At 45.1% G+C, this 13,534-nt stretch carries 11 protein-coding genes; 1 reads left to right on the plus strand and 10 read right to left on the minus strand.

The window, feature by feature from the left end; genetic code table 11:
• Window positions 1-18: 18 nt before the first annotated feature.
• The gene (locus tag LZG94_RS16765; RefSeq protein ID WP_233792967.1) at window positions 19-753 is read left to right on the plus strand and encodes a lipoprotein signal peptidase; all 735 of its coding nucleotides are present in this window, start codon (window positions 19-21) and stop codon (window positions 751-753) included.
• Between the two features lie 16 nt (window positions 754-769).
• Here the strand turns inward: LZG94_RS16765 and LZG94_RS16770 are convergent, their stop codons facing one another.
• The 10 genes from LZG94_RS16770 to LZG94_RS16815 all read right to left on the minus strand — a co-directional run bounded on the left by LZG94_RS16770 (window position 770) and on the right by LZG94_RS16815 (window position 13,480).
• Window positions 770-2,368 (minus strand): hypothetical protein, encoded by a 1,599-nt coding sequence (locus LZG94_RS16770; RefSeq protein WP_233792968.1) that lies wholly within the window; start codon window positions 2,366-2,368, stop codon window positions 770-772.
• Between the two features lie 285 nt (window positions 2,369-2,653).
• Complete coding sequence (locus LZG94_RS16775; protein ID WP_233792969.1) at window positions 2,654-3,289, minus strand: OmpH family outer membrane protein; 636 nt, start codon at window positions 3,287-3,289, stop codon at window positions 2,654-2,656.
• A gap of 11 nt (window positions 3,290-3,300) precedes the next feature.
• Window positions 3,301-3,915 (minus strand): OmpH family outer membrane protein, encoded by a 615-nt coding sequence (locus LZG94_RS16780; RefSeq protein WP_233792970.1) that lies wholly within the window; start codon window positions 3,913-3,915, stop codon window positions 3,301-3,303.
• Between the two features lie 51 nt (window positions 3,916-3,966).
• Window positions 3,967-6,564 (minus strand): outer membrane protein assembly factor BamA, encoded by a 2,598-nt coding sequence (gene bamA / locus LZG94_RS16785; protein ID WP_233792971.1) that lies wholly within the window; start codon window positions 6,562-6,564, stop codon window positions 3,967-3,969.
• Window positions 6,565-6,570: 6 nt separating this feature from the next.
• Window positions 6,571-7,323: an isoprenyl transferase gene (locus LZG94_RS16790; protein ID WP_215234176.1), complete on the minus strand. Its 753-nt coding sequence runs from the start codon at window positions 7,321-7,323 to the stop codon at window positions 6,571-6,573.
• Window positions 7,324-7,643: 320 nt separating this feature from the next.
• Entirely contained in the window at window positions 7,644-8,426 is a 783-nt protein-coding gene (locus LZG94_RS16795) for a LytTR family DNA-binding domain-containing protein (protein ID WP_233792972.1), read from the minus strand.
• On the minus strand, window positions 8,410-9,858 hold the full coding sequence (locus LZG94_RS16800; RefSeq protein WP_233792973.1) for a histidine kinase: 1,449 nt from the start codon (window positions 9,856-9,858) through the stop codon (window positions 8,410-8,412). The genes LZG94_RS16795 and LZG94_RS16800 overlap by 17 nt, the downstream gene beginning before the upstream one ends.
• Window positions 9,859-9,873: 15 nt before the next feature.
• A complete protein-coding gene (locus LZG94_RS16805; RefSeq protein ID WP_233792974.1) occupies window positions 9,874-10,530 on the minus strand; it encodes a hypothetical protein in 657 nt (218 codons plus the stop codon).
• 31 nt (window positions 10,531-10,561) lie between these two features.
• On the minus strand, window positions 10,562-12,721 hold the full coding sequence (locus tag LZG94_RS16810; RefSeq protein WP_233792975.1) for a TonB-dependent receptor: 2,160 nt from the start codon (window positions 12,719-12,721) through the stop codon (window positions 10,562-10,564).
• 123 nt (window positions 12,722-12,844) lie between these two features.
• A complete protein-coding gene (locus tag LZG94_RS16815; RefSeq protein ID WP_215234181.1) occupies window positions 12,845-13,480 on the minus strand; it encodes a DUF1080 domain-containing protein in 636 nt (211 codons plus the stop codon).
• Window positions 13,481-13,534 lie beyond the last annotated feature (54 nt).

Consider the following 13,534-nt stretch of genomic DNA (forward strand, 5'->3'; position numbering starts at 1 on the left):
ATAGTTTTTCAAAAACGAATGAACCAATCCAGAAATCCGATCCCTTTTTTGCTTTTAAGTTTTCTGCTCATACTGGTTGATCAGACGTCGAAATTGCTGGTGCACAAGTATATGGAGCCGGGGTTTTCGGGTCAAATTGCACTGATAGGTAATTGGTTTAAGCTGCATTATGTTCTGAACCCCGGAATGGCATTCGGTATGCAGCTGGGTCACGAATACGGAAAGCTGTTTCTGACTTTGTTTCGTCTGGTCGCAATGGTCGCGATCGGCGGTTATATGATCCACCTTGCGCGAGCAGGTGCTTCCAAAGGCTTACTCTGGGCATTATCTCTGATCCTTGCTGGTGCGGTTGGAAATGTAATCGACAGCACATTCTATGGCGTTTTTCTGGAAAATGCTCCTTACGGATCACCCACTCCCTGGTTTCACGGTCAAGTGATCGATATGATATTCGTGGACTTCTGGGAAGGATTTATACCTGAATGGGTACCTGTCTGGGGAGGCCAGTACTATTCAACGCCCATTTTCAATATTGCCGATTCCTGCATATTTATAGGCGTTTGCAGCATTCTCATTTTCCAGGGAAGTTTCCACTCTCACGGCCCGGAAGAGGAAGAGAGACAAACAGAAGACATAGCGAAAGAAACTGAGCTGACAGCAGAAATCCCCGATTCGAATGCAGAATCGGAAACTCCCACGATCCAAAACCGACAATTGGAAGAAGACGATAGCAACAAAAAAGAGAGCATCTAGCTCTCTTTTTTTATTTCTAATTTTCGTCTTTCGTATAGGGAACATAATCCTTAAAAGTTTTCCTTAATGCGTTGTCAGTCGCATCCTTCTTATTTTCCCACCTCGCGTCCAGCTCCAAAGCTACCAATCCGCTCAGGTTCATCAGTGCCTTAAATTCATCAAGCCTGCGTATGAAATCCGGGTGGCGACGTGCAGACTTCTGTCCATATTCACGCGCAAAAACGTCTCCCTTATTTTGCAGCTCATTCTTCTTCTGCATCACGTAGTTGAAGCGATCAAGCAGCCCATTTACCGACTTACCTATAACTTCCGTTGCTTCCAGCGTACCCACGGTAGCAACTGTGGTACCACCGATCGTTGTAATATAACCTCGGGTATTTGCGTCAGTTTTCGCGATTACAGGAGCTAATCCAGTCGTCGCGCCGAGAGACGCATTCAAAAGTGAGCGACCTCGTTTTCCCTTCTTCGCCCTCGAATATGCTTTCTTCAATTCAACTTCTTTCTCCGTCATTTGTTCCAGCAAGCTCCAAGCATTCGCAAGTGCACCCCGGTATAAATTAAAAGCATACGTATCGCGCAAGCTTTCGTCAACCGTATTTTTAATCACGAACCGCACAGTCCTCTCCTTCTTGTTCTGCGCCTTGTCCATTACATAGAAGGTAATATTGAAGGCCAGCGTATCGTAAGGGTCTTTCACAAAATCGTAACCAGGCTCCCAGATAAATTCATAGCTAGTCGGTGTATTTTTTACCAATGCCTCCGAAGGAACTCTCTTATTTTCCGAAACGAAATTGAATGTATTAATATCATCCTCCCCATTCGGATCTGATAGTGTAAACCGCAGGTTGATCCGGTTGTTCTCCGCACTTCTGACGATCGAATTCTGGGGGATAATTGTAAAGTCGGGTGCAAGGTCCATCTGGGTAACATCCAGTTTAAGGCGCCCCTTAGTCCTTGCTTTGGACGGCTGATCCTCTACATAAAACTCCATGTACCGGGCGCCCTTTTTTAGTGTGGTAAACTGAGTCATCGAGGGTTCCCACGTAATCTCACCGGCGGCGCTTAATTTCATCCCCTCTGGCATTTGGTCCAATATAGGCACGAATACAATCGGGTCAGCATCCTGATCGCGCACTGCGCCCATATCTATCTTGTAAACATTCTGGGTTTTATATTGTACGTAGAAAGGATGCAGCTCGTCGATCTGCGGCGGTCTGTTGACGTGATTTACTTTAAATACCACCTCGCGGGAAGCACTTTCCCCTGTCACACTTTGCGCTTCAAATACGACCGGGAAAGACTTTGTTGTATTGATCCTGTCAGCAATTTCAAACCCGGGAGTCCAGACGAAATGTCCAAGCGAATCGAATTTCATATCCTTTGTAAGTCCGCTAACCGCATTATATCTGATCGAATCTCCCTTCCCTCCTTTCACCTGCAAATGGAAATTGATTTCTTTTCCTTCATACAAAACGTTCCATTCTGATTCAGAAGGAAATACAAGTTGTAGCGGGCCGTTTGAGTTCGTCTTCATATTTTCCTGCCCTTGTGCGCCCGATCCGAATAAAACAGCCGCCAGAAGTATCAGTATTTTATGAATATCTTTTATGAGCATATCGACAAAAATATAATTAATTCTTTGTTTAGAAGAGCACTGAGTCAAAACGCAAAACTAGTAAATCCCGTATAGAAAGCCCTGTCTATCGATATAAAATTGAAATACCAAATCAGATTCCACCTGGCGGATTTACCAATTGCATTTTTTAAATATAGCTACTAACAAGGGAACACAAAATAAAAGCAAGTAAGGTACCGCCTCACTTGCTTCCATATACACAAAAACCGGAGAACAGCCATTTTAAAGACTGCTCTCCGGTTTTTAAAGTTCAAATATGACTTATTATTTTTTCTTTGGTGTTGTAGCCGGTGCAGTTGTTGCTGGCTTAGCGGGCGCTGTTGTTGATGCCGGTGCCGCGTCCACTTTGTCAGGATCTACACCCAATTTTCTAAGGATCATCGGCGTAGCATTATTTTCCTCAGAAGCAGCAAAAAGGATAATCGGCGTTGAATTTGCCCCTGCGTCCATGTTAAGGATATACAGAAAGCCACTTTCTTTACCAACTTCCTGAATCGCATTGTTCACCTTGGTTAGGATAGGCTCCAAAAGCTGCTGCTGTTTCGTTTGCAGAGAAGTTTGTGCGTTGTTCTGCATTTCCTGGATACGCGTTTGCAGGTTTTGCAACTCTTTCTCCTTGTCCGCACGAATCACATCTGTCATGTTAGCACCATTCTTCTGGTATGCCTCATACTTGTCTTGTGCCTCTTTGTACGTTTCGCCCAATGCCTTATCCAACTGCGCCTTCGTCACTTCAAGCTGATTCTGCATCACTTTGCTTTCAGGAAGCTTGGCGATTATATAATCCACATTGGTGTAGCCTATTTTTGTAAGTCCGCTTGCCGGAGTTGTAGTTTGAGCCAGGAGAGGGGTGGTGATGATGGTCATTACGACCAAAAAAGCCATCAATTTTTGTTTCATTGCTTTGTTACTTATTTAAGTTTACTAGTTGTACTTTTTTGTTTGGGTGAGGTATTAGCCGGTACATTCACCGGTTGTTCAGCTTTTCCGTTATCCAATGCTTTGTTCGCTTTCGGATCTATACCCAGTTCCTCCATCACGTAATCCGAATAATCGTGTTTGGGATTTGTGTAAAGCATTCCAATGTCGCTGGATTTGTCAAACATAAAATCAAGCCGACGCTGGCTGCAGACTTTGGTAACGGCGCGCTGCACTTTTTCAAGTACAGGTTTCATAAGCTCTTTCTTCTTCTGGAACATCAAACCGTCCATTCCGAAAATCTTACTATTGTATTCGCCCGCTTCCAGCTCCTTTTCTTTGATCTCGCTCTGACGTTTTCTTTTTAATTCTTCCGTCAGTAAGATTTCCTCCGCCATGTAAGCCCGCTGCATGCGATCTATTTCACCGAACTTGTCCTGAATTTCCTTAGCCCACTTTTCGGAGAACTTTTTCATCTCTGTCTGCGCTGCCAGGTACTCGGGCATCTTACTTGTAATGAACTCCATGTCAGTATACCCAATCTTCTGAGCGCTAGTCTCTGACTGCCATAGAATTGACAAAACTAGTAAAATAAAAAACTTCTTCATGCCAAGCCGCTAATAATTTGCAAACTTCTTAACGAAACTATTTTAACAATATTATCTGATCTGCTGTCCGATAGTAAAATGGAACTGCGCCCCGCTTCGTTTGTCGCTGCCCTGAATTTTGTCAAATCCATAACCCCAGTCAATACCTAAAAGTCCGAATGCCGGCATAAATATCCTCGCACCCACACCCGCCGACCTTTTCAGATCGAATGGGTTAAACTCTTTATAGGTACCCCAGTTGTTACCACCTTCTGCAAAGCCAAGAATAAAGATCGTAGCCTGTGGATTAAGTGAAACCGGATACCGCAATTCCATTACATATTTGTTGTAAACAACCCCGCCACCAGATGCCGGGCGGCCATTTTGAGTAATAGGACCGACTTTTTGATCCTCATAACCACGAAGACCGATAATATCCTGATCTGCAAGTGAGAACGTTCCTTGTCCCGCCAATCCTGAACCACCGACGATAAACCGTCCAAATGGGCTGTAATTGTCAGTTTTATCATAGTTACCCAGGAAACCCATGTGAGCGCGGGTACTCAATACCAATTTACCTGCGATGGTCGCGTAATAGCTTGCATCGAACATCCATTTGTGATATTCAACCCAGCGGTAAGTATCTGTTTTGTCAGAAAACTCTTTTTGCCTGAAAGCCGAGTAAGGCGGAGTTACAGTTGCACTCAAAGAAATGTTACTTCCGCTTCTTGGAAATTGAAAATCACTTAATGTATTTCTTGAAATCGTAGTGTTAAAAGAAATGTTGTTCGAATTACCATTGGTGTAACCTATCCCGAAAATATCAAGATCATCCAGGCGGTACCGCTGGTAAGACAGCGAGTGGGTCATGACCAGGTTGCGGTCCGGCTCTTTCAAGCGGCGGCCGAGCGAGAATGTGATCCCGTTGTTGTAATATCCGCCGCGGTAATTGATCGTTCTTGAACCTCCGTTCAGTCCACCGATACCATACATTGAATTCAAATCTGTAAGACGATAAACGGTACGTTGGATCGATACACCGAAGTTGATCGGCTTTTTACCACCCAGCCACGGTTCGCTGAAAGACATCGAATACGTCTGATATTGCTTACCATTTGCCTGAAAACGAAGTGACAGCTTCTGACCATCTCCGGAAGGAAGTGGCCGCCAGGTTTCGCGGTTCGGGATATTTTTGATGGAAAAGTTATTGAAAACCAACCCCAACGTTCCTACAAAACCAATATAACCGCCCCAGCCCCCAGACAATTCGATCTGGTCAGATGGTTTTTCTTCTACCGTATATTCAATATCCACAGTACCATCCTGCTGATTTGGAATTGGATTGATCTGGATTTTTTCAGGATCAAAATAACCCATTTGCGACAACTGGCGCTGGGTATTGATAATTTCTGTTTTGCTGAATTTCTGTCCCGGCAAGGTGAAAAGCTCTCTCAATACAACACGGTCGCTTGTTTTGGTATTACCATTCAACAAGATCCTGTTGATCGTCGCCTGCTTTCCTTCAAACATCCGCAATTCCACATCGATCGAATCGCCTTCAACTGCTCTTTCAGTAGGCTCGATACGGAAATACAGGTAACCGTCGTCCATATAGATAGAACTCACGTCCTGCCCGGGTATTCCGTTTATCTTTTTGTCAAGCTCCTCAGGATTGTACACATCCCCTTTCTTGATCCCAAGGCGCTCGCCCAGGTATTTGGAAGTATACAGGTAGTTTCCCGACCAGGTGATATCGCGATAGAAGTACTTAGTACCTTCATCGATCTTCATATCGATACTAATGGTTTCTTCACCATTTTTGATCGTATCAAATTGGATCGTAGCATCGCGGTAACCATTTTTACGATAGTACGCGATCAGTTTTTCCTTGTCTTCGTCGTATTTTTTAGGAATGTATTTAGATGGATTGAAGAGCCTGCCAATTCTTTTTTGCTTGGTGCCCTTCATTTTCCGCTTCAATGTTTTGTCACTGATAGCTGTATTTCCTTCAATATCTATTTTCTCGATCTTAACTTTTTTGCCTTTATCGATCGTAAAATTCAAAGTAGCCTGCCCGCGCGTGGAATCGGGAATTTGCAACACCTTCACTTTGGTGTAGTAAAAACCTTTATCCATGTAATACTTCTTGATAACCAGCTGCGTGTTCTTAATAACGGTAGGCGTAATTACGCGGCCTTTGATCAGCTTCACCTTATCGTTCAATGTTTCTTTTTCTCCCTTACGAATTCCGGAAAAAGATACTTTATAAAGACGCGGACGCTCTTTAATGTGAATATTCAGCCAAACTTTATCGGCTTCAATCTTAGTGTAAAGGATTTCCACATCATCCAGCGTACCAAAATCCATCATTCTCTTGATAGAGGAAGGAATAGCTGGTCCCGGCAGCCGGATCTTGTCTCCTGGCTTCAATCCGGAAATGGAGATCATGGAATTAGGATCCAGAAACTGGGTACCTGAAACGGTCACTTCGGCAATCGTATATTCCTTTGGATTAGCTGGGTCCATCACACTTGCAGCAGGAGCGGCGGGCTTGTTGGCACCGATACCGATCCGCTGTGCATTCACGGATACGCAAGAGCATATCAGCAGTAATGCAGTAAGACCTTTCAGATGTGCTAGTGATTTATTCAAATTGGTAAGAAGGTTCATATTGTTCTACTTAGCACTATTCGCTTTAATTTGTTCGCCTGTTTTTCCAAATCTTCTTTCCCTGTTCTGATAGGAGAGAATCGCCTCATATAAATGCTCCCGACGGAAATCAGGCCAAAAAAGATCTTCATAAAAATACAACTCAGAGTACGCCAGTTGCCACAAAAGGAAATTGCTGATCCGATGATCACCGCCGGTGCGCAGCATCAGGTCCACTTCCGGTCTGTTGCCAGTAGCCAGTTTAGACGAAAGTAGCTCTTCGCTGATTTCACCGGGAGTCAAAACGCCGTTTCGAATATCCTCTGCGATTTTTCTGGTTGCCTGGGTAATGTCCCATTTGCCGCTGTATCCCAAAGCCAGGATCAGATTGAGGCCGGTATTGTCACGCGTGGCTTCAATTGCTTGTGCAAGCTGCCGCTGGCAACTTCTTGGCAGGCTTTCCGTATCTCCGATCGTGTCCAGTTTGACGTTATTCTTTTGCATGGTAGGAAGCTCGTTTCCGATAGACTGAACCAGCAATTCCATCAAAGCCCTGACTTCAAACTCAGGCCGGGCCCAGTTTTCGGTAGAGAATGCATAGAGTGTCAAACACGACACACCTAGTTCAGCACAACCTTCCGTCACTTCCCTAACTGCCTTAATTGCATTGCGATGGCCAAAAACCCGGGCTGCGCCCTGGTTTTGAGCCCACCTTCCGTTACCGTCCATGATAACGGCGATGTGCTTCGGCAGATTGCCCGCATCAATGAGCTCCTTCATTACTCCTGACTCCCTTTAACCTTTTTAACAAAACAAATGAACAATATCAAAGGATCTTATCAATTAGGGCGAAAAAATCAACCTCCTCGGCTTTTCAGGAATCACTTAATCAATTACCTGTACGCTGAGCAAGACGTTTTTGTGCCGAAATTCAGAAAAAAATCTTATTTGATAATAAACTGCATTACAACAAACCTACTGGTGAACAGGAGATTACATTCTTAAAATTATATCGGGATTGTAAACAGGGGCGCAATTTAGGAATAAGTATTGCCTCTACAAAATGAATAATTCTTAATCCCGGCGTGAAGACCAGCCAGTTAATTATCAAGAAGATGACGTATAGTATCAGCATAAGTACTGCCGCTTGTAACCTGTGAAGCCTTGCGGTCACGCAGTACGATCACATACTTTCCATTGAAATGTTTCTGGATCTCCTTAATGTGATGGGAGTTGACAATACCTCCCCTGCTGATACGCAGATAATGTTTAGGGAGCTTTTCTTCGAGCGAAGTTAAGGTGTAATTCAGCAGGTATTTTTGTCCGTCGAGGGTATTCAGGAATACATATTTCTCCTCTGCTTCAAAATGCGTGATATCTGTCATCGGTATGAGCAGGATTTTGTCGCCTGATTTGACAGACAGTGAGAAAATCTCCTTTTTAGGTTTCATTTCTTCCAGCAAGCGCAGCAGGTTTTCCGAATAGGGATTTACAGTGCCTACACTGCTGGCGCCCGCATTAGCCAGATTCCGGATCTTCTCAATTGTTTTCAGCAGCCGGTCATTTTCAACCGGTTTTAAGAGGTAATCGACGGAATTTTCTTCAAAAGCCCGGATCGCATATTGATCGTAAGCTGTCGAAAAAACCACCAGCGGCATTCTGGTAAGCTTTGAAAGCATTTCAAAACCATTCAGAAGGGGCATTTCAATATCCAGAAAAATGACGTCCGGGCAATGCTTATTAATTTCGATCAGACCTTCCGCTCCGTTTTTTGCTTCGGAAACAATTGAAAAGACTTCCGAATGCTTTTCGAGCAATCTTCTCAACCGGCTCAATGCAAGTGGTTCGTCGTCTATTAATATCGTTTTAAGCGGGAACTGCATAACTGAAATTTTGATGTTGACCTATTACTGATTTCTGGATCGCAATGTTGACGGTTTTCCTGGGTTCATTGTGTAGTTCCAGTCTGGCGTCATCGCCGTAAAGCAGCTTTAACTTATCCTGAATACTCCTGATCCCGTAGCCGGCACCCATCGTTTCGGGAAACGCCGGACCATTGTCGTGCACACAAAGGTGCAGCCAGGAATCTTCCTCGTAAATCCTTACCACAATATTCCCTTCCTCGGCCATGCGCGAAATACCATGTTTGATCGCGTTTTCGACAATTGGCTGCAAGATAAATTTTGGCACCTGCAATTGTCGCAAACCATCGTCCATTACTTCAACACTAAACCTCAATCTGTCTCCAAACCGCACTTTCTCAACCTGCAAGTACGTTTCCACCATTTCCAGCTCATTCTCAATAGTATCGAAATAATCGTTCGTTTTCCGGCCGGTCGTGTATCTGAATAATTTCGAAAGCAGTAACGTCATTTCCTCTGCTTTGTCTGGATCCTCGTGTACGAGGCTGGCAATGCTATTCAGGGAGTTATACAGAAAATGGGGATTAATGCGCGCCTGCAATGCGTCGAGCTCTGCCCTCGTTTTTAGTTTTTCAAGATTCAGTAACTGGTATTCCTGGTCTGATATCTTGCGTGAAAGCTGCTGGCCTTCCCTTCTCAGATAATAAAATGCATTGGCCACCAAAATCGGCCCCCACATATACCAGTACCAGGGCGCATTTTGTGCAGCTTCTTCCGGGTACCGGCTACCGTATTCCAGCAGGATATCAGTGCCGAAATACGAAAAGAAAAGGATCCCAAAAAGGTTGTTTGCGATGACAATCGCGATGGTCAGGATCAGATGTTTCAGCCAAAGCTTTTTAAGAAAAACATCCATCATCTGAACCAGCCCCTGCGTGAGCAGGATCGTCAAAATGCCCGAAAGAACGCCATTCAATACCAGAAACTGATACAAACTGACTCTGATCGGTTCATTGGTATAAAAAATCTCGGCAGTAAAATAAACGATCGCATTCACGCCGTACAGCAGCAGCGCGCCGAGCAGAACCGCTACCAGCGTCCCGATCCAGCCCTGATTTTGCACTATACCGATCAAACTCACATCCTGCCAGCGAAATGACCGTTCATTGGAAGTATAACTAAAATTGGCGCCTTCCACTTTCGCGCCCGTCAGGTCCACATCCGAGAGACTGCTGAAACTAAGGTCTGCATTCGTCAGGTCAGAATTCCGAAAAGTTGTCCGGTCGAGCGACGAAAAACGCAGTCTCGCATTCCGCAGATTGGCACCGTCGAAGTTTGTATCCTTTAAGCTGGAAAAGCTGAAATCGGCGTTTTCCAGGTTCATATTACTAAAATCCCTCCCGTCGAGCGAGGAAGCCTGCATTTGTAATGGTTTCACTTCACGGTCATTCATCTTGCGTCAGTCAGCTCAGTTAGTTTGTGAAAGCATCCAGTCGGTTTCCATTTTGCCCCAGTCAGGGTGAATACCGGATTCGGGTTTGAAAGTCTCAAATTTTTGTTTTGCTTTTTCAAGAAAAGGTTTGGCTGCCTTTTTCCCGCCGCCAAACTCCTCGGGCGTAAAGAATGCGCTGCTTCCTTCCAGGTAATATATCCTCGGGTTGTCTGCATTCAATGCTTTCGCTGCCGCCAGATGCTCAGCAAACCTGGCACCATCGTTTTCCCAGCGGTTCATCGGATCGGCTGCCAGGTGGATTTGCGCCTGATAAGCCCTCAACACCAGCAATTCGTCATTCGGCTTTCCCAAAATACCCTCCGCATCTTTCAATAAGACATTTGCTTTATCGAGATACTGATCTTTTTCAGTCAGGGTAGCTCCCGCAAAACCGAGCATTACATTGCAAAAAGCCGCATGATATTTTGGAAGCCACTCTTTTGGTTCAGCAGCCGCTATTCTTTCAAACTTATTGGAAATATCAACAAGCGCTTTCACATCAGGTTTCGCCCGGTCCAGGTTATTGAAAGCCTGGATATTCTCGGTCATCGCCGCAGTATACTTTTCATTTTGCGCAAAAAGCATGCAAACTGAGCAGCTGAATGCGATTACGGTCGTCAATAGTCTTTTCATACTTTTTAAATTGAGTTTATAGAAATACTTTTTAAAAATCATCTTTGTCCACTTTGGCCTTTTTCGAAAGCATGATCTGCATTCCTACAAAAAAGCTCCGGTAACTCTGCGGTCCGACTGCATATCTCGTTTTACCGTCGGGTGTGTATCGATACGTGAATATGTTTTTGGTATTCAATACATTATCAACAGTCGCGTAGAATATCACCAGGTTACCTTTAATGCTTTGCAGCTTACTGGCCTGAATGCTCACATTGTGGACAGCCGGTGTTTTGTCGCCAAGGAATATTTCGCTGTTGGGATTATAATAGGGGCGGCCGCTTGTGAATGCATAAGTAGCGCTCAGGTTCGTTTTGATTTTTTCAAACCACTTTTTGGTGATCAGGCTGATATTGTGATTGGAGATAAATGTCGGGGTCGCTGCCTGTTCAAATTGCTGGAACAGCCGCTCGGAATCTACAAAGCTGTAAGTAATCCAGTAATCGAAGTTTTTAACCGATTTCTGATCGCGCCAGAAAAAGTCGAAACCTCTTGCATAACCTTTCCCTCCATTATTGGTCGCGCCCCAGGGAAAACGGTAGGGATCGGCATCGAAACGCTGGCCGGTAAACTCCCGCACAAGCTGTGCGTAGTTCTTATAAAACGTCTCAACCCGAAAGGTCCGCTGGTTTTTAATGATCTGAAAGTTCAGAATCAGGTGGTCGGCGCGCTCGTAAGCCAGTGATTTGTTGGTGTATAAATATCGGTAATCGGGGTTTTGGTAAAATTGCCCGGCCGCAAGTGAGACCTGACTGTACTTTCCTGTTTTATATGCAAAAGAAAGCCGGGGCGCCAGATTAAACCTCCCAATCACCGAACTATATTCGCTCCGTATTCCAATGCGGCCAGCCAGTTGCCTCGTCACATATATTTCAGATTCGATAAATGCAGCTCCATATCTGTCTTTTAAACTGAATAATTCACCATCTACTCCATTTTTGAGATGAATAGCATGCGCCTCCGCGCCAAAGAGTAAAGTATTGTTGCCGGAAAATAACCGACTCAAAACCAGTCTGGCCTGCATGCGCTCGTCGAAACGATCAAAATTTACACCATCAAAACGCATATCGTCTTTATTCCGGCTATAAGAAAAACCAGAATTCAGCGTCCACAATCCGTCTTTCCACGAATCGGTATAAGTGCTCGTTGCGAACGCGTTCCGGTTTTTAAGATTAAGGTTCACGCTGCCCGATTCGCTGGAAGGATCTTTGGAATTCATGCTCAAATGACTGTCAGAATACATTCCGTACACTTTCAATACTCCATTTTTGGTAGGCTTCAAGCGATAGGTAAGAGAAGAACCTTTAAACTCAGGCTCGTGCAGCCAGTCTACATTTTGTTTGACCAACTTAAAAAGCGGCCGAAGATTTCCGTAGTAAGCCACCGCCGAAACGGACTGATTTTTAGTAGCATGATCGTAATTCAACCCCGCATTCGCCAGGTTAAGACTGATACCCAGACCATTGTTACTGGCTTTGTCGGTAGTATTGAGCAGCAAGACGGAAGAAAGCGCCTGCCCATATTGCGCGGAATAGCCGCCCGTACTGAACGAAGTCCCTTTGAACATAAAAGGGTTAAACCTACCCCGCTGCTGCACGTCCGGTAGCGAGCTGAAAAACGGGTTCTGGACGATCATTCCGTCGATAACGATCTTCGTTTCCTGTCCCGACCCGCCTCTTACAAAAAGCCCCTCCTGCTCCCCTACCCTTTGCGCGCCGGGCAAAAACTGCATAGCGCCGGTAATATCGGCGGCGGCTCCTGCGGTGGTAACAATGTCCAGCGGTTTCAGCATCGCCATTCTCTTTTCGTCCGAAGCCTCGAATGCGCCGGCTGTAATAACCACCGTATTCAACTCGTTGGCCAGCTCAGTTAGTTTGATTTGAAGGTCAGCAGCGTTTGATGTAAGTTTTATTTTTTTCTCAAAAAGCTCAAACCCGACATAAGTAGCGGCAAGCGTGGCGGTATCCTTTTCGGAAGTTGTAAAACTGAATGCGCCGCCGGCATCTGTGGTGGTACCATCATAAGTACCTTTCAAAAAGACGTTGGCACCTGGCAGCCCGGCGCCTTTATGATCGGTAACCCTGCCTTTGACCACATGCTGCGCCTGCGCAAAAGTGGAGATACACAAAAGTGAAAAGTAAAAAAGCTTCATGGCTGACAGATCGTGTTATTGACACAAATCTATCTTCCATGAAGCCTTTCAGTAATCGATTTCCGACGAACCACCGTTTTCAGCCGGATGAATACGTCAGAGATCGTAGTAAATGAGAAGTGCTTACAGCTCTTCCAGCATAATATTCTTCCAGCGAACTTTAATGCCGCCGCCGTCGTGGATCTGCAATGCGATCGAACCGTTTGCCGCACCGATCTTCGCGTCGTCGAAATCGACCATTGCATTACCGTTCAGCCAGGTTTGTACTTTGTCGCCTACTGCCTTAATGCGCAAAGTGTTCCATTCGCCCATTTTCAGAAATCCTTCTTTTTCCTCCGGGATCTGAACAAGCCAGTTGCGGCCGTATGATTCGTAGATACCGCCTGTATCGTGGTTTGGCGGAGCAACTTCAACCTGCCAGCCGGATACTTTGGTACCATCAACGGTCGAGCGGAAAAATACGCCGCTGTTGCCGTTTGCCTCCTGCTTGAATTGCAGGGACAGATCGAAATTCTTGTAAAACTTGTCGGTGGTCAGGTAACCATATTGCTTGTCGGGGCCGCTTTCGCAGATCAGCTCTCCTTTTTCAACGTACCATTTCTCTGTACCATTGATTTTCCAGCCGCTTAAATCTTTTCCATTAAATAGCTTAACAGGCTTTTTTACCTGCGGGTCACCGTTTTCACGGGTCGCCAGAAACGCGGAATTCACGAACAGAATGGCGCAGCAAATGAGAAGCAGTTGTCTTGTTTTTAACATTTTGGTTTGGGGATTAGGATTAAAAAATTGGCGGCAAAATGCAGTTAAAATACA

This window comes from Dyadobacter sp. CY343, assembly GCF_021390335.1.
Classification (GTDB): Bacteria; Bacteroidota; Bacteroidia; order Cytophagales; family Spirosomataceae; genus Dyadobacter.